We start from the raw sequence: 23,993 nt of genomic DNA, 5'->3' as shown, positions 1-23,993 counted from the left end.
GCGCCTGCGCGCCGGCGGCCTGCCAGGGCCGCCGGCGCGCCAGGCCGCCGCGGCGCACGGCCGCCGGGACGTTACAATGCCGGCCTGCCCGCGCGGCGCTCGCACCGCCGAGCCCACCGGCGACGCCGCGCGCCGCCCGACACGACGACCACCGATTCCGACCGCCATGTTCTCCATCATCATCCCGACCTGGAACAACCTGCCGTACCTCAAGCTCGTCGTCGACAGCCTGCGCCGGCATTCCGCGTACGCGCACCAGATCATCGTGCACGTGAACGACGGCTCGGACGGCACGCTCGACTGGGTCCGCAGCGAAGGGATCGAGTACACGGCGTCGCCCGCCAACATCGGCATCTGCCACGCGGTGAACCTCGCCGCGGCGCGCGCGACGCGCGACTATGTCGTCTACATGAACGACGACATGTTCTGTTGCCCCGGCTGGGACGCGGCGCTCGTGCGCCGCATCGAGCAGATGCCGACCGACCTGTTCATGCTGTCCGGCACGATGGTCGAGCCGGTCGACACGCGCAACCCGTGCGTCGTCGTCAGCGATTTCGGCCGTGACGCCGAGCATTTCGACGCGGCAGGCCTCGTCGCGGCCGCCCCGACGCTCGCGCGCGCGGACTGGCTCGGCTCGACCTGGCCGCCGACCCTCGTGCACCGCGACTGGTGGAACCGGATCGGCGGCTACAGCAGCGAACTGTCGCCCGGCATGAGCAGCGACAACGACTTCTCGATGAAATTCTGGGACGCCGGCTGCCGGATCTTCCTTGGCGTCGGCGAAAGCCTCGTCTACCACTTCCAGCAGAAGAGCACCGGCAAGATCGTCAAGAACGACGGCCGCCGCCAGTTCCTCAACAAATGGGGCATGACGCAGGCGACCTTCGACCGCTATTACCTGCACCGCGGCGAAGCGGCCGGCACGCGCGTCGCGCTCGACACGCCGGCTGTCGCTGGCCGCCTGAAGCGCGCGCTGCTGCGCTCGCGGATCAAACGCGCGTTCAGCTGATACGTCCCCGGAAACCGTGCGGAAACGCGCGACGGTTCGCGTATACTCCGCAGTTTGTCCTGGCCTGTGCCGCCGGGACCGCGGCGCGCAGCATGGTGCCCGCATGCCGCAAACGCCCATCCGACAGGTTTCGATGCTTTCGTTTTCCGCTCCCGCCTCGCGGCGCCTGACCGCCGCCCGCGCCTTCGCCGTCGCCGCGCTGTGCATGGTGCCCGTCTCCACCGCGCTGACGAACGTGTTCTGCGCGCTGTTCGCCGTCGCGCTCGTCACCACGCCCGAGTTCTGGCGCGATCTCCGCTCGTTCGTCACGCAGCCTGCGTCGCTCGCGGCGCTGCTCCTGATGGCCGCGCTGGCCGCCAGCGTCGCGTACACCGTCGCACCGCACGACAAGGCGTGGAGCTGGGTCGCCAAGTACGACAAGCTGCTGCTGCTGCCGTTCGCCGCGCTCGCGTTCCGCCAGTCGAACTGGGCGCCGATCGTGCGGCGCTGCTGGTTCGGCACGCTGTGCGTGATCCTCGTGCTGTCGACGACCAACTACCTCGGGCTGACCGCGATCGGGCCCGCGCATGCGACCGAGCTGCCGCTGTCGCGCGCGTGGGTGTTCAAGAATCACATCGCGGCCGGCATGTTCGGCGCGCTGCTGTTCTACCAGGCGGCCGATCTCGCGCTTTCGGCCCGCACGGCGCTCTCCCGCGCCGCGTTCGCCGGCGTCGCCGCGTGGTCGCTCGTCAACGTGTTCGTGATGCTGCAGGGACGCACGGGCCAGGTGATCGCGCTGCTGCTGATGCTCGTCGTCGCGGTGCGGTTCGTGCTCGTGCTGCGCAAGCGCTCGCCGCTGCGCGCGGGCCTCGCCGCGGGCGCGCTCGTCGTGGCGGGCGCGGCGCTCGTCGTGGCGGCGTGCACGATCCATGGCGGCCGGCTCGTGAAGGTCGTGTCGGAAGTGCGCGAGTACCAGCAGACGGACGCGATCACGTCGACCGGCCTGCGGCTCGAGTGGTACAAGAAGGGACTCGAGCTGTTCCAGGCCCGGCCCGTGATCGGCTACGGCGCGGGCGGCCTCGAGTTCGAGTTCAACAAGCTCGCGCAAGGCAAGACCGCTGCCGAAGGCCAGCTCACGTCGAACCCGCACAACGAATACCTGCTGATGGCCGTCCAGCTCGGCTCGGTCGGCCTGCTGCTGTTCGTCAACCTGATCGTGCAGATCGCGCGCGGCAGCCGCGCGCTCGACCCACGCTCGCGGCACCTGCTGCTCGCGTGGCTCGCGATCTTCACGATCGCCAGTTTCGCGAATTCGCTGCTGCTCGATTTCGCCGAAGGGCACCTGATCGTGCTGCTCGCGGGCATCCTGCTCGGCTGCGGCGCGCGCGGCGACACGCTGCCGCGCGAGACGTCGGCGATCCGGCGCAGCGCCTGACGCCGTTCACTCAGGCCGGCGGCTGACCGCCGCCCGGCCCCTCAGTCCGATGTGGCGCGGCGCAGCCGCGACGTGTCGACGACGGCCGCCGCGTCGGGCGCGTCCAGCCCGAGCATCTCGGCCGCCGCGGCCTTCACGCGCTGTGCGCTCAGGTTGACGAGACAGTCGCTGCGGCTTTCGACGTGGCGTTCGCAGCCTTCGTGCCGGCACGGCACGCAATCGCCCTCTCCCTGCAGCAGATAGACATTCCCGTGCCGGCCCGAGCCGCGCAGCGGCCACGGATTCTCGGTCGCGGGCCAGTGCTGCGGCCACGGCCCCCAGCGTACGGGGTCGGACGGCCCGAACAGCGCGATCGTGTTGGTGCCGGTCGCCGCGGCGACATGCGTCGCGCCCGTGTCGGGCCCGATGAAGAGCTGCGCGCGCCGCACGAGTTCCGCACTCTCGCCGAACGTGAGGCGGCCGACGAGATTCAGCACGTCGCCGCCCGCGGCGGCCGCCACCTGCGCCGCGTAATCGCGCTCGCCCTGCGCGGGACCACCGGACAGCGCGACCGCAAATCCATGCGCGCGCAGCCAGTCGATCATCTCGACCCAGCCGTCGGCCCGCCACTGCTTGTACCGGAACATCGGGTACGGATGCAGGACGACGAGCGGCTTGCCGTCGCGCACCGCCGGCGACTCGGCGAGCCATGCGTCGAACCGTGCGCGGCGCGCGGGATCGTCGCCGATGCCGGGCGCAACGACCTCGGAGACCGGCTCGATGCCGATGACCGGGGCGAGCGCCAGCGTGCTCACGACGGTGTGCGCGGACTGGTGATGGTTGATCGCGATCCCGTGCAGCATCATCCGGGTCAGCCAGGTGACACGGTCGGGATCGACGATGCCGACCCGCTTGCGGCCGGCGAACCAGCTGTAGAAGCGCGGCCGGTCGGAGCTCAGCGCCGCGCACGCGAGGTCGTAGCGGCGCCACATCGACAGCGCGTCGCGCAGCCGTTCACCGAACCCGGCGCGCTGCGCGACGACGATCACGCGACGCACGTCCGGATTGTGCTCGAGCACGCCCTCGGTACCGCGAAACACCAGCATGTCGATCTGCGCATCCGGCCAGCGGGCTTTCAGCGAGCGCACGAGCGGCGTCGTCAGCAACACGTCGCCGATGCGGCGCGGTGCGGCGACGAGGATGGTTCTGGGCGGGCGGGCGGAAGAAAACAGGGCCACGGCAATCGATCCGTCTATCTGGCTGGCGAACAAGGCTGGCAATGTACAGGATTTTGCGGCAACCGGCTCGGGCCGTGTGGGCGGCGATGCAGCGCGAGCGGGGTACGGTCCCCGGCCTGGCGGGCCTGGGTTGACCGGACGCGGTTCGACATCGTCCGGTCGAGTTTGCCCGGGTCACGCACGACACGCGGCGCGGCGGCTGTCCCGCGCGCCGTGCAGCGACAAGCGATCGCGGGTTACGCGATGGTTACGCGAGGGTTACGATATGGCCGTGTCGAGCGCGGTCGTCCCGGGCGGCACCGGCGTCCCGCGAACCGGGTCGACGAGCGGGTCGGCAGCCGGAGCTTCGCCACGCTCGGTTTGCCGGAGCAGATGACCGACCGCCCGCTCGACCGCATCGACGCCGATCGCGTCGACCGCCCCGCCGGCCCGCAGGATCACGTGCGGCACGCCGAGCGGATGCCAGCGCAGGTATTTCTCCGGCCGGTCCTCGAACAACGCGGCGACCGGCACGCCCAGCGCCGACGCGAGATGCACCGGCGCGCTGTCCGCGGACACGACGACGTCGAGCAGGCTCACGGCGGCAATCAGGTCGGCGACCGACGACGGCGCAACATGCTGCGCGGCCACGTCGCGCCACGCTTCGCGATCGTCCGCACTGGCGGGATCGCGAAACACGACCACGTCGGCGAGCCCGCCGAGCCGGCGGCTCAGGTCCCGCCATTTGTCTGCGCTCCAGCGCCGCTCCGCCGCCTTGTTCGATACGAACAGGCCGATCCGCGGCTGCGTACGCGGCCCGAGCAGGCGATGCCAGGCGTCCTGCCGCGCGCGATCCGGATAGGCGGACAGTGCGAGACCTTCGATATCGGTACACGCCAGCTCGGGAACGAGCTGAAACCCGGACAGCGCTTCGTGGCGCATCGGCCGCGTGCGGACATGCTCGGGCTTGCGGTCGTCGAATTCGGACCCGGCGTCGTGCCAGCGGCAATCCTTCGCACCGACCTGCCGCGCGAACTGCACGCTGCTCCGGTGCGCCCCACCATTCGGGACGATCACCAGATCGAAGCGCAAGCGGCGCAGGCGGCGCACGAGCCGCAGCCGGTCGACGATCGCCCGCCAGCGCCCCGGCCGGTCGTTACGCTCGCATTGCCGGCTGTACACGTACTTGTGCACCGTGTGCACGTCCGGATTGCCGGACAGTACGGCCGCGTTGTACGTGTTGGCGACCACGTGCAGTTCCGCGCCGGGCCAGCGCTGCTTCAGCGCGCCGAGAAACGCCGTCGTGCACAGCATGTCGCCCAGAAAATCTATCCGGATCACGAGGATCCGCCGCGTCGGGTTGTCGTTGGCCATTCTTGTCGTTGGCGGTCTGATCGTTTTGAGCGTGTGCAACCCGCCGGGACGGCCGTTTGCACCCGTGCCGCCTGCCGGCAGACACCGCCGGCAGGCGCGACACGCGACGGATTGTATAGCGACCGCGTGACGCGCCCAAGTGCCTGTTGCCGGCGCCGCTGCCGCGTGGCCGCCGCGACGCGGGCGCGCGGGCACCGGCCGATCAGTACGCGATCTCGACGGTCATGCCGCCAAACGCCGCCCGCAGCTCCGCGAGCAGCGTGTCGCTCGGCTTCACGCGCCATGCATCGCCAAGCCGCATCTCGCCTTGTGCGCGGGCGCTGCTGTAGTGAATCTGCACCGCAAGACCGCTCGGCAGCGGCGGTGGCGGTTGCCGGCGGCCGCCATCGCGCCCGCCGCCGCGCGGCGCGGGCGCCTCGGGCGCGCTCGCCGCGGACGGCTCGTCCTTCGATACGTGCGGCTCGAGCACGCGGCGCAGCGCGGCCGCATCGGCATTGCCGTTCATCGTCAGCCGCACGGCTTGCGCGTAGCGGCTGCGCGCGCGTTCGAGGTCCATCACCGTGTCGGCCGTGAAGCGGATGCCGCCCGTGAATGCATCGTTGCGCGCCTGTCCCTGCACGATCAGCAGCTCGTCTTCCTTGAACAGCGCCTTGTTCGCCTCGAACTGCTCGTTGAAGATCGTGATCTCGCACTGGCCCGATCCGTCGTCGAGCAGCGCGATCAGCATCTTGCCGCGCTGGGTCATCTGCGTGCGCAGCGACGCGATGATGCCCGCGACGAGCTTGTCGCGCCCTTCCTTCAGTTCGCCGACCTTCTGGCGTACGAAGCGACGCACCTCGTCGCGATACGCGTCGAACAGGTGGCCGGACAGATAGAAGCCGAGTGCGCCCTTCTCTTCCTGCAGACGGCGCTTGTCGTCCCACGCGGGCTCGTCGACGAGCGCATGCGCGTGCGGCGACTCCGCGCCCATGTCGAACAGGCCCGCCTGCATCGCGTTCGCCTCGGCCTGGTCCGCCGCTTCCATCGCGAGCGGCACCGACGCGAGCATCTGCGCGCGGTTCGCATTCAGCGAATCGAATGCGCCGGCGCGGATCAGCGCCTCGATCGTGCGGCGGTTCACGACGCGCCGGTCGATCCGTTCGCAGAAGTCGAACAGGTCGGAGAACGGCTTTTCCTCGCGCGCGCGCAGGATTTCCTCGATCGCGTTCTGGCCGCTGCCCTTCACCGCGCCGAGCCCGTAGCGGATCGTGCGCGAGCGCTTGCCGTCCGCTTCCGCGACCGGTTCGAAACGGTAATGCGACTGGTTGATGTCCGGCGGCAGCACCGCAAGGTTGTTCACGACGCAGTCGTCGAACAGGATCTTCACCTTGTCGGTGTCGTCCATCGCGAGCGTCATGTTGGCCGCCATGAATTCGGCCGGATGGTGCGCCTTCAGCCACGCGGTGTAGTAAGCGAGCAGCGCATAGGCCGCCGCGTGCGACTTGTTGAAGCCGTAGCCCGCGAACTTCTCCATCAGGTCGAAGATCTCGTCGGACTTCTCACGCGCGAGGCCGTTCTTCGCGGCCCCTTCCGCGAAGATCTCGCGGTGCTTGGCCATCTCCTCGGGCTTCTTCTTGCCCATCGCGCGACGCAGCAAGTCCGCACCGCCGAGCGAGTAGCCGCCGATGATCTGCGCCATCTGCATCACCTGCTCCTGATAGACCATGATGCCGTAGGTCTCTTTCAGGACGGGTTCGACGCGCGGATCCGGGTAGTCGACCTTCTCGCGGCCGTGCTTGCGCGCGCAGAAGCTCGGAATCAGGTCCATCGGGCCCGGACGGTACAACGACACGAGCGCGATGATGTCCTCGAAGCGGTCGGGCTGCGCGTCCTTCAGCATGCCTTGCATGCCGCGGCTTTCCAGCTGGAACACGGCGACCGTGTTGGCCTTCTTCAGGATCTGGAACGACGCGGGATCGTCGAGCGGCACCTGTGCGAGCGACCAGTCGGCCTTCGTCGAATCGAGCCGGCGGATGTAGCGCTCGGCCCAGTCGAGGATCGTCAGCGTCGTCAGGCCCAGAAAGTCGAACTTCACGAGGCCGACAGCTTCGACGTCGTCCTTGTCGTACTGGCTGACGACGCCGCCGTCGTCGCCCTGCGTGTAGAGCGGGCAGAAGTCGGTCAGCTTGCCGGGCGCGATCAGCACGCCGCCCGCGTGCATCCCGACGTTGCGCGTCAGGCCTTCGACGCGCTGCGCGAGATCGAGCAGCTGGTGGACTTCGTCCTCGTGGTCGTAGCGCTCCTGGAGCTGCGGCTCCTCCTTCATCGCGTCGGCGATCGTCACGTGCTTGCCCGGCTTGAACGGGATCAGCTTCGCGACGCCGTCGGTGAACATGTAGCCGAGATCGAGCACGCGCCCGATGTCGCGCACGGCCGCCTTCGCGGCCATCGTGCCGAACGTCGCGATCTGCGACACCGCATCCGCGCCGTATTTCTCCTTCACGTACTGGATCACGCGATCGCGGCCGTGCTGGCAGAAGTCGATGTCGAAGTCGGGCATCGATACCCGCTCCGGGTTCAGGAAGCGCTCGAACAGCAGGTTGTAGCGCAGCGGATCCAGATCGGTGATGCCGAGCGCGTACGCGACGAGCGAACCGGCGCCCGAACCCCGGCCGGGGCCAACCGGCACGCCGTTGTTCTTCGCCCAGTTGATGAAGTCGGCCACGATCAGGAAGTAGCCCGGGAAGCCCATCTTCGTGATGGTCCCGCACTCGAATTCGAGCCGCTTGTAGTACGTGTCGCGCTGCGCGTCGCGCTGTGCGGCATCCGGATACAGCTGCTCGAGACGCTTTTCGAGCCCTTCCTTCGATAGCTGGATCAGGTAGTCGTCGAGCGACATGCCGTCCGGCGTCGGGAACAGCGGCAGCTTCGGCTTGCCGAGCTCGAGCTTCAGGTTGCAGCGCTTCGCGATCTCGACCGTGTTCGCGACCGCGGACGGCAGGTCGGCGAACAGCGCGACCATGTCGTCCTGCGTGCGGAAGTACTGATCGGTCGTGAAGCGCTTCTGGCGCCGCGGATTCGCGAGGATGTCGCCTTCCGAAATGCACACGCGCGCTTCGTGCGCGGTGAAATCGTCGTCGGTCATGAACTGCGTCGGATGCGTCGCGACAACCGGCAGCTTCATCTCGACGGCGAGCGTCGCCGCCTGCTGGATGTACGCCTCGGCGCCCGGCTGGCCGTAGCGCTGCAGTTCGATGTAGAAGCCGCCCGGGAACACCTTCGCCCAGCGCGCCGCGTGACGGCGCGCCGCTTCCTCGTTGCCGGCCGCGAGCGCGAGGCCGATGTCGCCCTGCTGCGCGCCCGACAGCGCGAGCAGCCCTTCGGCGAGCTCGGTGTCGAGCCATTGCGCGTCGATTTCGGCGCGGCCGCGGTACTGGTTCGTGAGCCACGCTTTCGACAGCAGCTCGCAGAGATTCAGGTAGCCGCGCTTGTCCTTGACGAGCAGCAGCAGCCGCGACGGCTTGTCGCGGTCGTCCGGATTGGCGATCCAGACGTCGCAGCCGGCGATCGGCTTGATGCCTTTGCCGCGGGCTTCAGAATAGAAACGGACGAGGCCGAACGCGTTGCCGAGATCGGTGAGGGCGAGCGCGCCCTGACCGTCCGCGGCCGCCGCCTTGACGATGTCGTCGAGACGCACGATGCCGTCGGCAATCGAGAATTCGGAGTGAACGCGAAGATGGACGAAGCGGGGATCTGACATGGGCGCTATTGTAGCCGCGTCGCCGCGCAGGCTGCCCAAAAAATCCCCGCGCTGGCCGTTCGGCCAGGGTGCGCGACCACGCGCCGCGCCATTGGCCGGACGGCCTGCTGCCGGATCGCGCCCGGTTTGCGGGATAATACGGGTTTTCGACTTATCCGCCCGCCAATTCGCCCGGCTCGCACCCCTATTTCGCGAGCCTCCGTGCGATCACCGCGCGGCCGCTTTCTCGTCCGACCATCATGAGTATCGTCAATCTCGCTGCCTATCACTTCGTATCGCTCGACGCGACCGAACAATGGCGCCCCCTCGTCACCGCCCGCTGCAACGAACTCGGCCTGCGCGGCACGATCCTGCTCGCGCCGGAAGGCATCAACCTGTTCATCGCCGGCCCGCGCGATGCGGCCGACGCATTCATCGACTACCTCCGCCACGATCCGCTGTTCGAAGGCAAGTTCGCGACGCTGCAGTTCAAGGAAAGCCTGTCCGACTCGCAGCCGTTCCGCCGCATGCTCGTGCGCCTGAAGCGCGAGATCATCACGATGAAGAAGCCGGCGATCAAGCCGGAACTCGGCCGCGCGCCGTCCGTCGACGCGCACACGCTGAAGGCATGGCTCGACCGCGGCCACGACGACGCGGGCCGTCCGGTCGTGATGCTCGACACGCGCAATGCGTTCGAGGTCGACGTCGGCACGTTCGACAATGCGCTCGACTACCGGATCGACAAGTTCAGCGAATTCCCGGAAGTCATCGACGCGAACCGCGCGGACCTCGAAGGCAAGACAGTCGTGTCGTTCTGCACGGGCGGGATCCGCTGCGAAAAGGCCGCGATCCACATGAAGGACATCGGCATCGACAACGTGTACCAGCTCGAGGGCGGGATCCTCAAGTATTTCGAGGAAGTCGGCGGCGCGCATTATCACGGCGACTGCTTCGTGTTCGACTACCGCACCGCGCTGAACCCGCAGCTCGAGCCCACCGAGAACGTCACCTGCTTCGCGTGCCGTGCGGTCGTGACGCCCGAAGCGCAGCAATCGCCGAGCTACGTGCCCGGCCAGTCCTGCCCGGCCTGCGCGACCGCTGCTGGCACGGCCTGAGCGAGCGCCGCGGATTCCGATGAACGGCTATCGCGGCCGCTTCGCGCCGTCGCCGACCGGCCCGCTGCACTTCGGCTCGCTCGTCGGCGCGCTCGCGAGCTGGCTCGATGCGCGTGCGCACGGCGGCGCCTGGCTCGTGCGCGTCGAGGACATCGACGGGCCGCGCACGGTGCCCGGCGCGGCCGACGACATCCTTGCGACGCTCGCGCACTTCGGCATGACGCCGGACGAGCCGCCCGTGTGGCAGAGCGCACGCGAAGCGGCCTATGCGGCCGCGCTCGAACGGCTGATGGCGACGGGGCGCGTCTATCCGTGCGGCTGCACGCGCAAGGAAATCGCCGATTCGCTGCGCGCCGCGCACGAACGCCACACGACGCTCGCGTACCCGGGCACCTGCCGGTCGGGCCTGCATGGCAAGCCCGCGCGCGCGTGGCGGCTGCGGGTGCCGGACGGCGATGCGGCGATCGTCACGTTCGACGATCGCTGGCAGCACACGCAATCGCAGAATCTCGCGACCGAGGTCGGCGACTTCGTGCTGAAGCGCGCCGACGGCCTGTGGGCGTACCAGCTCGCAGTCGTCGTCGACGACGCCGATGCAGGCATCACGCACGTCGTGCGCGGCGCCGACCTGCTCGATTCGACCGCGCGCCAGATCTACCTGCAGCGCTGCCTCGGCGTGCCGACACCGTCGTATCTGCACGTGCCCGTCGTCGTCGACGCGAACGGCGAAAAGCTCAGCAAGCAGACCGGCGCGATCGCGCTCGAGCGCGACGATCCGCTGCCGGCGCTGAAGGCCGCGGCCGCGCATCTGGGGCTTGCACCGGACGGCGAGCTGACCGGTACGACACTGGCGTCGTTCTACGGGGCCGCGACGGCCGCGTGGGCGCGGCGCTTCGGGCCGCAGGCCGGTTAGAGGCGATCGGGTGCCGCGTCCGACCGTCGACGCGGAGCCGCGCCGATGATGACGGCTACGCGCAATATGGGCCGCTGCGGCATTCCGCCCGTTCGCCCTTCGCCCTTCGCCCTTCGCCCTTCGCCCTTCGCCCTTCGCCCTTCGCCCTTCGCCCTTCGCCCTTCGCCCTTCGCCCTTCGCCCGTTCGCCCTTCGCCGCTCGCCGCTCGCCGCTCGCCGCTCGCCCTTTGCCGCCCGCCCGCCGGATCGCATCGCAACGCCAATGTCGCCCGGCCAGACGCCGTGAACGTGCCGCCTCTCCCAGCTCCTCTTCGCCAATAAAAAACGGGCACATGCTCACCGCATGCACCCGTTTCCTCAATACGCGCGCGTCTCGCGCCGACCGCTTATGCCGACGGCTTGCGCGGCATCCCGAACCCGCCGAGCAGCGCGGCGACCTGCCGTTTCGGCCCTTTCTTCTCCGGCTGCGCAGACTTCACTTCTTCCGGCTGCTTCGCCGGCGCCGACGGCTCGTACGGCTTCAGGAAGAAGTCGTCGATCGGCGCCTCGTGGCGGCGGTGGTGGTACCCGCCGCGCTCCGCGCCTGCCGGGCGGCGACCCGACCCGCCGCGATGCTCGTCGCGTTCGCGGCGGCCGCCTCGCTCGCCACCGCGCTCGCCGCCCCGTTCGCCACTGCGCTCGTCGTGGCGATGCCGCGCCGGCTTGTCGAGCGCGAGCGTCTGCATCTCGAGCGGACGCTTGATCAGCTTCTCGATGTCGGCGAGCTGCTTGCGCTCGTTCGGGCTGCACAGCGACAGCGCATCACCGGTCGCACCCGCGCGACCCGTGCGGCCGATCCGGTGCACGTAGTCTTCGGCGTTGAACGGCAGGTCGAAGTTGATCACGGCCGGCAGCTCGGCGATGTCGAGGCCGCGCGCGGCCACGTCGGTCGCGACGAGCGCCTCGACTTCGCCGCGCTTGAACGCGTCAAGCGCCTGCATCCGCTCGAGCTGCGACTTGTCGCCGTGGATCGCCGACGCGACCACGCCGTCGCGCTCGAGCTGGCGCGCAAGCCGGCTCGCGCCGATCTTGCTGTTGCAGAACACGATCACCTGCTTGAGCCCGCGGTCGCGGATCAGCTGCACGACAGCCGCCTGCTTGTCGCCCTCGGCGACGTCGTAGACGATCTGCGTGACGTTCGCGTTCGTCGAATTGCTGCGCGCGACCTCGATCGTCTGCGGATTGCGCAGGTAGGTCGACGCGAGCTTCTTGATTTCCGGCGAGAACGTCGCCGAGAACAGCAGCGTCTGGCGCTCCTTCGGCAGCAGGTTCAGGATCCGCTGCAGGTCCGGCAGGAAGCCCATGTCGAGCATCCGGTCGGCCTCGTCGAGCACGAGCATCTGCACCTGCCCGAGGTTCGCGGTCTTCTGCTGCACGTGGTCGAGCAGGCGGCCCGGCGTCGCGATCAGGATCTCGACACCGCGGCGCAGTTCGGCCATCTGCGGATTCATGTCGACGCCGCCGAACACGACCGCGCTGCGCAGCGGCGTGTGCTTCCCGTACGCATGCACGTTCGCGGCGACCTGGTCGGCGAGTTCGCGGGTCGGCGTCAGAATCAGCGCGCGCACCGGATGGCGGGCGGGCGACGCGCTCGTGTTGGCCTGCGGCAGCAGGCGCTGGAGAATCGGCAGCGAGAAACTCGCGGTCTTGCCGGTGCCGGTTTGCGCGGCGCCCATGACGTCGCGGCCGGCGAGCACGACCGGAATCGCCTGCGCCTGGATCGGCGTTGGCGTCGTGTAGCCCTGCTCCGAGATGGCTTTCAGGATGTCGGCGGCAAGGCCGAATTGATCGAAGGTTGCGTCGACTGGCTTGGCGACAGAATCGGACATGGTGGCGTTTCGCTCAAAAGGCGCGGCGGGGACATCACGCGTCAGGCCGGCCCGGCGGGCCTGCGCGAATCACATTTCGGAAGTAGACGGAGCCGCGGCGCGCCGCGCGGCGCCGCTCTGGCGCTTGGGACCGGTTCATTCGAACGCCGGGCCCCAGGCCGTGCGGACTCCGTTCGGCGCGAATGCCGGCGGAAAGGGCCGTATTGTAGCACTGCGCAGCTATCTGTCCGTGACAGCCTCGCTGACGCGACGCGCCGACACCGCCGACCGGTTCCGGCAGACGGCGCGAAGCCAGTCCGGTGGCCGGCGCCAACGCGTGGCGCACCGGCGCCGGCGCGCCGCGCCGGCACATGAATTCGGGGATGCCGGCCGGCGCTCAGCCCTTCTTCTTTTTCTTCTCGACCTGCACGCAGTCGGACAACAGCGGCGGCGCCTTCTGGTCGGCGATTTCGTCGCGCAGCGTCGCTTCCTTGCCCTTCGTCCACCACGTGTAGCGGCCGGCCTGGTAGCGCACGCCGGACGCCGACACGGTGTCGACGAACAGCAGGCGCTGGCCGTTGACCGGCACGAGCGCAAAGCTCTGGCCGTTGCCCGCGAGCCAGTACGACACGCGCACCGGCTGCGTCTGGTTCGCGCACTGGTAGACGGCCGTCTGGCGCGCGTCCGCGTCGATTTCCTCGACGGTCAGCTGCGCGGCATGCGCGACGGATACGGACAGGCCGGCCAGCGCAAGCGCGGCGAGGGTTTGACGAATCATGCAGGTCCTCTCACGAGACGTAGTGTGAAAGCGCGCCCGCCCGGGCGCGCCGGTTATCGTCGTATGGGGTTGTCAGGGGCGGTCAGGGATCGACGACGTCCGCGCAGGCGTCGGTCGGCGCGGCGGCGATGTGGCCGACGACCGGCACGATCTTGAGCCCGGCCGACGCGATCCGGCACGGCGCGGCGGCCAGGCCGCAGCCCGCGACGCTCGTGGCGAGCGTCAACGCAGCGCCGAGGCGCGCGATGCGTCGCAGTAAACAGGTTGTCGGCATCGCATGCTCCTCCTGCCGTCAGCGGGCCGATACGGGCTTGACCGCCGCGGCCGCGCGCTTCGCGCGTGCGCGGGCCTCGTCGACGTCGGCACCGGTCGCGAGCGCGACGCCCATGCGCCGCTTCGCGAAGCTTTCCGGCTTGCCGAACAGGCGCAGGTCGGCGCCCGGCACCGCCAGCGCGTCGCGCACGCCTTCGAACGCGATGCCGCGCTCGTCGAGCCCGCCGTAGATCACCGCCGACGCGGCGGGCGAACCGAGCGTCGGGTCGACCGGCAGGCCGAGAATCGCGCGCGCATGCAGCTCGAATTCCGACTGGCGCTGCGACGCGAGCGTGACGAGGCCCGTATCGTGCGGCCGGGGGCTCACTTCGGAAAACCAGACCTCGTCGCCGCGCACGAACAGCTCGACGCCGAACAGCCCGCGGCCGCCGAGCGCCTCGGTCACCTTGTGCGCGATCTCGCGCGAGCGCGCAAGCGCCGTCGCGGACATCGGCTGCGGCTGCCACGACTCGACGTAGTCGCCCGCGACCTGCACGTGGCCGACCGGCTCGCAGAAATAGGTGCGCGTGTCGCCCGTCGCCGGGTCGATCGCGCGGACCGTGAGCTGCGTGATCTCGTAGTCGAAATCGACGAACCCCTCGACGATCACGCGGCCGTGATTCACGCGTCCGCCCGCCATCGCATACTGCCACGCAGGCTCGATGTCGGCGTCGCTGCGCACGACCGACTGCCCCTTGCCCGACGACGACATCACCGGCTTCACGACGCACGGCATGCCGATCTTCGCGACGGCCGCGCGAAACGCGTCGAACGATTCCGCGAACGCGTAAGGCGAAGTCGGCAGGCCGAGCTCCTCGGCGGCGAGCCGGCGGATGCCCTCGCGGTTCATCGTGAGCTGGGTCGCGCGTGCGGTCGGGATTACCTCGGAAACGCCCGCCGCCTCGATCGCCGCGAGCGCGTCGGTCGCGATCGCTTCGATCTCGGGGACGATCAGGTGCGGACGCTCGGTCTCGACGAGCGCGCGCAGCGCGGCGGCATCCGTCATGTCGATCACGTGCGCGCGATGCGCGACCTGATGCCCCGGCGCGTCCGGATAGCGGTCGACCGCGATCACCTCGACGCCGAGGCGCTGCAACGCGATGATGACTTCCTTGCCGAGTTCGCCGGCGCCGAGCAGCATGACGCGCGTGGCCGAGGGCGAAAGCGGCGTACCGAGCCGCTGACCGATCTGCATGTGATGATTTCCCGCTTCAGGTTGGAGGTCGAAAACGACTGCGATGTTAACACGCGCATCGGCGCCGGTCCGGCTGCTTTTGGGTCGTGCTTTCGTGTCGATCGCGCGTCGATCGCGCGTCGATCTCGTGCCGGTTTCGCGTCGCGCTCGCGCGTCGCGCCGGCGGGCTGCGAACGAATTCTCGCGCGGATGGTCGCCTCGCCTGACGCGCGGCGAGTGCGTTACTCTTACGCCTTGTTCAGAACATGATGAGGAACGAGGCTCATGCCCCACCCGACCGCAGTCGCACGCACGCGCACTCGCCTGTTTCGCCCGCTGCGCGCGCCGCTCGGCGCATTGACGCTCGCCACGCTTCTCGCCGCGTGCTCGATGCCGACTCATCCCGACGCCGCCGCTCCCGCCCCCGATCCGTTCAACCCCGCCGCGGTCCAGCTGCTCGACGACACGAGCTGGGAACTCACCGGCTGGCAGAACGCCGACGGCACGCCGCGCGCGATCCCGCACGGTGACAACGGCGAACCGATCAAGCTTGCGCTGTCCACCGAATCGGGCATGCGCCACGCGTCCGGGTACTCCGGCTGCAACCGCTACATGGGCACCTACGACATCAAGAACGGCGTGCTGAGCTTCGGCCCGCTCGCCGGCACGCGGATGGCCTGCACCGGCACGCCCGGCGGCCAGCTCGAGCATGCGTATCTCGACGCGCTCGCGCACATCGCGAAGGCCGGCGTGCAGATGCGCGCGCCGCAGCAGCTGCAGATCGTCACCGCCGACGGCGCGACGCTGACGTTCACGCGCCGCGGCCCTTAACACGGTTCGCGCGCGGACGATGCGCGCGCGGGACGGTGCGCCGACCGCATCCCGCCGCACGTTGCCCGCGGGCGCGCCTGCTCTGCTGCGCAATGCCTTAGAGTCTTCTTCGTCGGCCGGTTAAACTCGGCGGGTCGCGCATCGCGCTCCCCGCCCCATTCCTGTTTCAAGCATGCACACGGTTGTTCTCGGCTGGTTCGGCGTCTCCGCCGTCTGGTTCATCCTTCTGATCTGGCGCCTCGCGCAAGCGCTGCTGCCTGGCGGCGGCGGGCTCGCCGGCCGCGGCTCGATCCGGCTCTGGCTCGGGTTCGCGAGCGTGTTCGTCGCGAGCTGCACGCTGACGAGCGCGCTGTCCGGCCCCGACACCAATCTGCTCGGCCATGCGTTCGCGGCCGGCTTCGAACGCGTGCTCGGCCACATCGGCACGCCGCTCGCGATGGTCGTGCTGTTCTTTGCGGGCCTGCCGTGGCTGACCGGCATCGGCTGGCAGCGCGTCGCCGCGTGGCTCGACACGTCGTTCGGGCTCAGCCTTGCGCGCGGCGACGATGACGACACCCGCAGCGTCGCCGACCTGCCGCGCAACGCGCTGCATCGCGACGACGAGCGCCGCGTGCGCCGCGCGGGCGATGTGCAGCCGACCACCGCACACACCGTCAATTCGATGGCGCCCCGCCAGAACGGTCGGTTTGCACGCCCGACGCTGTGGAAACCCGATCCGCAGGCGCCCGTGAAAACGCGCGCGCAGGCCGCGCCCCGGCCGCTCGCCGAACCGGTCGCGCCCGCAGGCTGGCTGAAGCCGAACGCGGCGAACCGGCCCGTACCCACCGCGGGCAGCACGAGCGCGGTGGCGGCCGCCAACGCCGCAGCCGAAGCGGCGCGCGCCGCGGCAAGCCTGGCGCCCCCGCGCCCCGATCCGGCCCCGGTCGTGTTCGAACCGGCTCGCGCACGGCCGCAACCGGCGACGCCGGCGCGTCCGGCGATGGCAGCGCTCAAGCAACCGGCCGTACCGCGCGCGACTGTCGCGCCCCGCTCGGCCAGCCAGGCACCGGCACGGCCGGTGACGCGTCCGGCCGCCGGGACGGCGCCGGCCTCGCCGCCGCCCGCGGATCCGCGGCGCCGGCCGGCCGCCACGCCCGCGCGCGCGCCGCTCTATGCGTGGGCGGAGAAGCCTGCCGCCCCGATCGCGCCGGCACCGAGCGTTCACGAAACGCTGCGCTCGATCGAGGCCAGCACCGCGCAATGGACGACGCTCGCCGGTAGCGCTGCGGCCGCCGGTACCGCTGCCGCCGCCGAAGCCGCGCACGCCGCCGTGCCGTTCGCCGGCGCGGCTGCCGTTCCGGCTGGTACGGCAACTTCGATGAAACCTGCTGCATCGGCCTGGGCGGTTTCGGTTCCGCCGCGCACTGATGCGCGCGACGCCGGCATCGCCGCCCATGACGACACGGCACCCGCGCAAGACGACGCGCCGATCTCCTTGCCCGCGTTCGCACCGGTCGATGACGGCCCTCTGCTCAAGGACGACTGGCTTGGCGCTCAAGCTGGCGCCGGGACGGAAGCTGTGGCTTCGACCACGGCTGTCGACGATACGCACAATACGCACGAGGCCGTTGCGCATGACGCCGGCGTGACACCCTTGGCCGCGGTGGAACACGATCAGGACGTCGACGCGCGTGCGGCACGTGCGGCGCTCGATTCGCCGTTCGCCTCGCATGCCGACACGCCAGTGGATCTCGCCCCTTGGGAAGACATCGCCGGCACGGCGGCTGCCGCGCTTGACGCAAAGGCCGCCGGCACGTCGTCGGCCGTTCCGTACGCAGGCACCGCTCCGTCGACTGCCGCGGAAACCGGCGCATCGCCGTTCGGCGCAGCATCGAGCGAACCCGCGACCCTGAAGGCAAGCGAGTCGGTCAGCCCGGATCACTTCGGCACCACGTCCGAAAGCGCTTCGTCGACGCGCGACCCCGAAGCGCTACCGTCGACGATTGTCTCCGGTGCCGACAATCCGGTATTGGCCGGCGCGACCGACAGCCTGCGCACAGTCGCGTCGACTCCGGTCGAAACGAAGCCGGCTGCCCCGGTGGAGACCGATGTCAACCCGGAAAACGCGGTCATTCGCGCACCGTCGCTCGCAACCTCGAGCGTCGATCCGGCCGCATCCGGTGCAACGCCGGCCGCTGCGAGCGCTGCCGCGGCAAGCACCGAAGCAATCGCGGGCGGCCCTGCTGTTGCCCTCGCTTCGACGGCGAATGCGACCAGCGAAAAGACGCTGCCCGCCGCCGCTGCACCGACCGCACCATTTGCAGCAACGGCGCCAACTGCGCCGACTGCAAGCGAAGACGGTATCGCATCAGTCGTCAAGACCGTACAGATGCCAGCCGCCGGTGCGGCGGCAGTTGCGCCCATTGCCGGCGCCGCTTCGACGACGTCGACACCTGTCGCACCGCGGCCGCTGACAGCAAACGCAGCCGGCGCTACGCATACGGTGCCGCCAGCGCCGCAATTTGCGCAGCAGCCCGCGTCCGCGCCGTCACCGACCGTCGCAACCGCGACGTCTACGCCCGTCGAATTCAAGTTCGCGGCACCGGGCGCAGCCCCACAGGTTCCTGCCGCAGATGCGCCGGCGCAACCACTTGGCACGATTGTCACGAACGCACCGACGCCCGCAGCCGGGCTCACGCAGACGCCGGCTCGAACGGCGACCGCCTCGCCCTCGCCTGCCGTCGCGCCAGTCATCGCGACGCCTTCCGCGACGACAACACCTGTCACATCGGCAGCTGCGACAGCGGCCCCCGCATATTTCTCGACACCGGTTACACCAGCCGCTGGCGCAACAACGCCTGCCCCGACGCCCGCCGCCATCTCGGTTCCTGCGACGCCGATCACGGCGGCTTCCCCGGTGACGACACCTGCCGCGACGACCGGAGCAACCGCTGCTCCCGCCGTCCCCGCCCCGCCGACGATCGGAGCAGCGGGTGTGACGGCCCCTGCGGTGCTGCCCCCCGCAGTCGCCGCTCAAGCAGAGCCCGCGACGCCGACGCCGGCAGTCCCCGTCGCGACGACCGCTGTCATGCCTGCCGCGATTCCCGGCACGGCGTTGCCGGTCGCACCGTCCGTGACCGCCATTCCGGACGTGACGGCACCGCCCGCACCGGCCTCTACCGCGGCGACTCCGGCCGTGCCGGCGCTCCCCGCGGCGGCGCTCCCCGGCGCGACCGCCCAGACGATGCCGGCCCCTGCCGCGCCCGACGCCCCCGCGGATGTCCCGGCTCGCCAGCCGCGGCCGAACGCGTTCGAATTCCACGCGCCCGCGGCGTTCAGCATCGAGCTGCCGACGCTCGACCTGCTCGAACCGGCGTCCGGCGACATCGAGACGATCGGCGACGAGCTTCTCGCGCAGACCGGCCAGGTGATCGAGCAGCGCCTGCAGGAATTCAAGGTGCCCGTGACGGTCGTCGGCGCGTCGGCCGGCCCCGTGATCACGCGCTTCGAGATCGAGCCCGCGCTCGGCGTGCGCGGCAGCCAGATCGTCGGCCTGATGAAGGACCTGTCGCGCGGCCTCGGCCTCACGTCGATCCGCGTCGTCGAGACGATTCCCGGCAAGACCTGCATGGGGCTCGAGCTGCCGAACGCGAAGCGCCAGATGATCCGCCTGTCGGAAATCCTCGAGTCACGCCAGTACCAGCACTCCGCCTCGCAGCTGACGATAGCGATGGGCAAGGACATCACCGGCCACCCGATCGTCACCGATCTCGCGAAGGCGCCGCACATGCTCGTCGCCGGCACGACCGGCTCGGGCAAGTCGGTCGCGATCAACGCGATGATCCTGTCGCTGCTGTACAAGGCGACACCGGAGGACGTGCGGCTCATCATGATCGACCCGAAGATGCTCGAGCTGTCGGTCTACGAAGGCATTCCACACCTGCTCGCACCGGTCGTCACCGACATGAAGCTCGCCGCGAACGCACTCAACTGGTGCGTCGGCGAGATGGAAAAGCGCTACCGGCTGATGTCGGCCGTCGGCGTGCGCAATCTCGCGGGCTTCAACCAGAAGATCCGGGACGCCGAGGCGAAGGAAAAGAAGATCGGCAACCCGTTCTCGCTGACGCCGGAGGATCCCGAACCGCTGTCGACGCTGCCGCTGATCGTCGTCGTGATCGACGAGCTCGCCGACCTGATGATGGTCGCCGGCAAGAAGATCGAGGAACTGATCGCCCGTCTCGCGCAGAAGGCGCGCGCGGCCGGCATCCACCTGATCCTCGCGACGCAGCGTCCGTCGGTCGACGTGATCACGGGCCTCATCAAGGCGAACATCCCGACACGGGTCGCATTCCAGGTGTCGTCGAAGATCGATTCGCGCACGATCCTCGACCAGATGGGCGCGGAGTCGCTGCTCGGCCAGGGCGACATGCTGTTCCTGCCGCCGGGCACCGGCTATCCGCAGCGCGTGCACGGCGCGTTCGTCGCCGACGAGGAAGTGCACCGGATCGTCGAATACCTGAAGCAGTTCGGCGAGCCGCAGTACGAGGAAGGGATTCTCGACGGCCCGGCATCGGAAGGCGCATCGCAGGACCTGTTCGGCGACGCGCCGGACGCCGAGGCGGATCCGCTGTACGACGAAGCGGTCGCATTCGTCGTGCGCACGCGGCGCGCGTCGATCTCGTCGGTGCAGCGGCAGTTGCGCATCGGCTACAACCGCGCGGCGCGCCTCGTCGAGCAGATGGAGGCGGCCGGGCTCGTGTCACCGATGGGCATCAACGGCAGCCGCGAGGTGCTGGTGCCGCCCGCCGCCGACTGAGCACCGCCATTCGGGGCGCAACCGGCCATCCACCGCCGCCCCGCACAAACACGAAGGGCGCTGCCTCGGCAGCGCCTTCGCACGTTTACCGCATCGGAACCCGCCCGATTACAGCGCCGGAACCAGCTTGAAATCGACTGGCTTGCCGAGCGCGACCTTCTGCGGGTTCGCGTCGAGCTTGCCGGTCTCGACGTCGCGCCGGAACACGTAGAACGTATCGCTGTCCTGGTTGCCGACGATCAGCCACTTGCCGGTCGGATCGATCAGGAACTCGCGCGGCGTCTTGCCGAGGCTCGACTGCCGGCCGATGGTCTTCAGGCGGCCGTCGGCCTGGTTCACCGCATAGATCACGATCTCGTTCGCGTCGCCGCGATTGCTCGCATAGAGGAACCGGCCGTCCGGCGACAGGTGGATCGCCGCGCCGCCGACCTTGCCCTTGAAGCCCGGCGCGGCCATCGGCACCGTCTCGACCGGCGTCAGCTTGCCGTCGTGGTAGCCGAACACTTCGACCGACGCATTCAGCTCGCTCGTCACGTACGCATAGCGCCCGTTCGCGCTGAACACCATGTGGCGCGGGCCCGAACCGGCCTTCACCGGCGTGTAGCGCGTGTCGGTCGGGCTGATCAGGCCGCGGCTGCCGTCGACCGTATAGCGATAGCCGAAGATCTTGTCCGCGCCGAGATCCTGCACAAACAGGTAGCGGCCGTCCGGCGAGAACACCGTCGAATGCACGTGCGCGCCGTCCTGGCGGCCCTTCACGGGCCCGGTGCCTTCGTGGTGCACGGTCAGCGCGGCGTTGCCGACTTCGCCGCCGGCGCCCAGCGGAAACACCGCGAAGCTGCCGCCGGGATTCGACGCGACCGAGTAGTTCGCGGTCACCAGATACTTGCCGTCCGGCGACAGGCTCAGATAGCAAGGATCGTTCCCTTCCGACGACACGCGGTCGAGGAACGTCAGCGTCCCCGTCTTCGCGTCGAACCGGAATGCGCTGACGCCGCCGCGCTGCTCCGCCGGACCGTTGTCGCCGGGCAACTCGTTGACCGCATACACGGTGCGGCCGTCGCGGCTCGGCAACAGGTATGACGGATTGACGGTCTTCGTCGACGAGACGGGCGCGACGCTGCCCGTCTTCGTATCGAAGCGGTATACGTAGATCCCGTCGCTGCCGCCGTCGGTATAGGTGCCGACGAGCAGGTTGTAGATGCCATCGGCCGGGGCCTGCGCAGACTGTTGCGCAAACGCATGCGTCGCGGATAACGAGAGCACGATCGCGAAACCTTTCATCCAGTGAGCGAGCCTAAGCGGAAACCCTCGGGTCGAAGCGCGCGCGTCACGTGCGCCGTCACGTGAGCGTAAACGGTTGGGCATTGAATCCTCCTTGCATCGAGCCGCTTCAAGTGTTGATATGTGACGAAACGCCGGCCGTTTGCGCGTTCCGCCGCCGGCCGAGTATACGGGCCGCCGTGCCCGGGCGTGAAGCCCGGGGCGCCGCCGTCCGCCATGTGAACTCGCAACCAGGATTGCCGCCCATGCCCGCCCTGATCGAAGACTATGCCCTCGTCGGCGACGGCCACACGGCCGCGCTGATCGCAAAAGACGGCTCCGTCGACTGGCTGTGCTGGCCCCGCTTCGATTCGGGCGCCTGCTTCGCGGCGCTCCTCGGCACGCCCGAGCACGGTCGCTGGCTGGTCGCGCCGGCCGCCGACGCCGCGATCACGCACACGACGCGCCGCTATCGCGGCGACACGCTGATACTCGAAACCGATTACGAGAGCGCCGACGGCGCCGTCACCGTGGTCGACTTCATGCCACCCGGCAACGGCTGGTCCGAACTCGTGCGGATCGTCGTCGGCCGGCACGGCACCATGAAGATGCGCATGGAGCTGGTGTTGCGCTTCGACTACGGTTTCTCGATTCCGTGGGTCACGCAGCTGTCGCGCGAGGAAGGGATGAAGGCGATCGCGGGGCCCGACACCGTCGTGCTGCGCACGCCCGTGCCGCTCACCGGCAAGAATCTGCACACGCTCGCCGAATTCACGGTGAGCGCCGACGAACGCGTGCCGTTCTCGCTCGGCTATGCACCGTCGCACCTGCGGCTGCCGCCCGCGCGCGACCCGCTGTCGATGCTCGCGCGCACCGAGAACTACTGGCTCGAATGGTCGGGACGCTGCCAGGTGCAGGGCCGCTACGAGGCTGCGGTGCGCCGCTCGCTGATCACGCTGAAGGCGCTCGCGTACGAGCCGACGGGCGGCATCGTCGCGGCGCCGACCACCTCGCTGCCAGAGAAGATCGGCGGCAACCGCAACTGGGACTACCGCTACTGCTGGCTGCGCGACGCAACGATCACGCTGCTCGCGCTGATGCGCGGCGGCCACTACGACGAGGCGCGCGCATGGCGCACGTGGCTCGGCCGCGTGATGGCCGGCTCGCCCGAGCAGATCCAGATCATGTACGGCATCGCGGGCGAGCGCCGGCTGCCGGAAATGGAGCTCGACTGGCTGCCCGGGTATCAGGATTCGAAGCCGGTGCGGATCGGCAACGGCGCCGCGAACCAGCTGCAGCTCGACGTGTTCGGCGAAGTGATGGCGGCGCTGCACCTCGCGCGGGTGGGCGGCCTGCAGGCCGACGACACGGTGTGGTCGGTGCAGTGCACGCTGCTCGACCATCTCGAGAAGATCTGGCAGGAGCCCGACGAAGGAATCTGGGAAACGCGCGGCGGCCGCCGCCATTTCACGTTCTCGAAGGTGATGGCGTGGGTCGCGTTCGACCGCGCGATCAAGTCTGCGGAAATGTTCCGCCTGCCCGGCGCGCTCGAGCGCTGGCGCGGGCTGCGCGAAAAGATCCATGCGGACGTCTGCGCGAACGCGTGGAATGAGGACAAGCAGGCGTTCACGCAAAGCTACGGCAGCGACGAGCTCGACGCGAGCGTCCTGCTGATGCCGCTGCTCGGCTTCCTGCCGCCCGACGATCCGCGCGTCGCCGGCACGGTCGCCGCGGTCGAGCGCGAATTGCTGCACGACGGCCTCGTGCTGCGCTACCGCACGAGCGAATACGACGACGGGTTGCCGCCCGGCGAAGGCACGTTCCTTGCGTGCAGCTTCTGGCTGGTCGACAGCTACGCGCTGCTCGGCCGGATCGACGAGGCGCACCGGCTGTTCTGCCGGCTGCTGTCGCTGTCGAACGATCTCGGGCTGCTCGCCGAGGAGTACGACCCGGTCGAAAGACGCCTCGTCGGGAACTTCCCGCAGGCGTTCTCGCACGTCGCGCTCGTGCACACCGCGATGAACCTGATGCACCACGAGGAGGCGATGGCGCGCGCGGTCGGCCAGCCGGTGCCGGCCGTCGCCACCGGGCGTTGAAAACGGGCGGCGGCTTCTTCATAGAACGTCAAATCGCAACAGTTTGATGAAAAATCCGGGAAATGTTGCATTGCACCACGCATCGTTGTCCGATATGATTTCGGCGATCGGCCGGCTGCAATGCAACATCGCCGATCGCTGACCCACACGGCACGCCGC

The 23,993-nt window shown here is 69.4% G+C and carries 14 protein-coding genes and 1 pseudogene; 7 read left to right on the top strand and 8 right to left on the bottom strand.

Going from position 1 to position 23,993, the window contains the following annotated elements:
- Nucleotides 1-166 precede the first annotated feature (166 nt).
- Both ACV229_RS13705 and ACV229_RS13700 read left to right on the top strand, forming a co-directional pair.
- On the top strand, nucleotides 167-1,009 hold the full coding sequence (locus ACV229_RS13705; RefSeq protein ID WP_448083660.1) for a glycosyltransferase family 2 protein: 843 nt from the start codon (nucleotides 167-169) through the stop codon (nucleotides 1,007-1,009).
- Nucleotides 1,010-1,142: 133 nt separating this feature from the next.
- Complete coding sequence (locus tag ACV229_RS13700; RefSeq protein ID WP_448083659.1) at nucleotides 1,143-2,423, top strand: O-antigen ligase family protein; 1,281 nt, start codon at nucleotides 1,143-1,145, stop codon at nucleotides 2,421-2,423.
- Between the two features lie 41 nt (nucleotides 2,424-2,464).
- Here the strand turns inward: ACV229_RS13700 and ACV229_RS13695 are convergent, their stop codons facing one another.
- The 3 genes from ACV229_RS13695 to dnaE all read right to left on the bottom strand — a co-directional run bounded on the left by ACV229_RS13695 (nucleotide 2,465) and on the right by dnaE (nucleotide 8,732).
- A complete protein-coding gene (locus ACV229_RS13695; RefSeq protein WP_448083658.1) occupies nucleotides 2,465-3,640 on the bottom strand; it encodes a glycosyltransferase family 9 protein in 1,176 nt (391 codons plus the stop codon).
- Nucleotides 3,641-3,898: 258 nt separating this feature from the next.
- Nucleotides 3,899-4,993, bottom strand: coding sequence for a glycosyltransferase family 9 protein (locus ACV229_RS13690; protein WP_448083657.1), 1,095 nt, complete (start codon nucleotides 4,991-4,993; stop codon nucleotides 3,899-3,901).
- 202 nt (nucleotides 4,994-5,195) lie between these two features.
- Nucleotides 5,196-8,732, bottom strand: a complete 3,537-nt coding sequence (dnaE, locus tag ACV229_RS13685; protein WP_448083656.1) for a DNA polymerase III subunit alpha — start codon at nucleotides 8,730-8,732, stop codon at nucleotides 5,196-5,198.
- A 239-nt stretch (nucleotides 8,733-8,971) separates the two neighbouring features.
- Here dnaE and ACV229_RS13680 point away from each other — a divergent pair, with 239 nt between their 5' ends.
- Nucleotides 8,972-9,826 carry a sulfurtransferase gene (locus ACV229_RS13680; protein ID WP_448083655.1) on the top strand — a complete coding sequence of 285 codons (855 nt, stop codon included), beginning with the start codon at nucleotides 8,972-8,974 and terminating at the stop codon, nucleotides 9,824-9,826.
- 19 nt (nucleotides 9,827-9,845) lie between these two features.
- Nucleotides 9,846-10,739 (top strand): tRNA glutamyl-Q(34) synthetase GluQRS, encoded by an 894-nt coding sequence (gene gluQRS, locus ACV229_RS13675; protein ID WP_448083654.1) that lies wholly within the window; start codon nucleotides 9,846-9,848, stop codon nucleotides 10,737-10,739.
- Between the two features lie 385 nt (nucleotides 10,740-11,124).
- Here the strand turns inward: gluQRS and ACV229_RS13670 are convergent, their stop codons facing one another.
- The 4 genes from ACV229_RS13670 to purT all read right to left on the bottom strand — a co-directional run bounded on the left by ACV229_RS13670 (nucleotide 11,125) and on the right by purT (nucleotide 14,870).
- Entirely contained in the window at nucleotides 11,125-12,606 is a 1,482-nt protein-coding gene (locus ACV229_RS13670; RefSeq protein ID WP_448083653.1) for a DEAD/DEAH box helicase, read from the bottom strand.
- Nucleotides 12,607-12,982: 376 nt separating this feature from the next.
- On the bottom strand, nucleotides 12,983-13,363 hold the full coding sequence (locus tag ACV229_RS13665; RefSeq protein WP_448083652.1) for an MliC family protein: 381 nt from the start codon (nucleotides 13,361-13,363) through the stop codon (nucleotides 12,983-12,985).
- 82 nt (nucleotides 13,364-13,445) lie between these two features.
- Nucleotides 13,446-13,637, bottom strand: a complete 192-nt coding sequence (locus tag ACV229_RS13660) for a DUF6726 family protein (RefSeq protein WP_448083651.1) — start codon at nucleotides 13,635-13,637, stop codon at nucleotides 13,446-13,448.
- 18 nt (nucleotides 13,638-13,655) lie between these two features.
- Complete coding sequence (gene purT, locus ACV229_RS13655) at nucleotides 13,656-14,870, bottom strand: formate-dependent phosphoribosylglycinamide formyltransferase (RefSeq protein ID WP_448083650.1); 1,215 nt, start codon at nucleotides 14,868-14,870, stop codon at nucleotides 13,656-13,658.
- Nucleotides 14,871-15,134: 264 nt separating this feature from the next.
- On the opposite strand from purT, the gene ACV229_RS13650 reads away from it, so the two are divergent.
- Both ACV229_RS13650 and ACV229_RS13645 read left to right on the top strand, forming a co-directional pair.
- Entirely contained in the window at nucleotides 15,135-15,680 is a 546-nt protein-coding gene (locus tag ACV229_RS13650) for an META domain-containing protein (protein ID WP_448083649.1), read from the top strand.
- A 3,244-nt stretch (nucleotides 15,681-18,924) separates the two neighbouring features.
- Nucleotides 18,925-20,475 (top strand): annotated as a pseudogene (locus ACV229_RS13645) (DNA translocase FtsK); the annotation flags it as partial.
- Nucleotides 20,476-20,583: 108 nt separating this feature from the next.
- On the opposite strand, the gene ACV229_RS13640 reads toward ACV229_RS13645, so the two are convergent.
- Complete coding sequence (locus ACV229_RS13640) at nucleotides 20,584-21,759, bottom strand: lactonase family protein (RefSeq protein WP_448083648.1); 1,176 nt, start codon at nucleotides 21,757-21,759, stop codon at nucleotides 20,584-20,586.
- Between the two features lie 245 nt (nucleotides 21,760-22,004).
- Between ACV229_RS13640 and ACV229_RS13635 the strand changes: the two genes are divergently transcribed.
- Complete coding sequence (locus ACV229_RS13635) at nucleotides 22,005-23,834, top strand: glycoside hydrolase family 15 protein (protein WP_448083647.1); 1,830 nt, start codon at nucleotides 22,005-22,007, stop codon at nucleotides 23,832-23,834.
- The last annotated feature ends 159 nt before the right edge of the window (nucleotides 23,835-23,993 follow it).

The sequence above is a fragment of the Burkholderia sp. MR1-5-21 genome, assembly GCF_053427715.1.
Note: the sequence above shows the minus strand (reverse complement) of the source record. Positions and strands in the feature narration are given on the sequence as shown.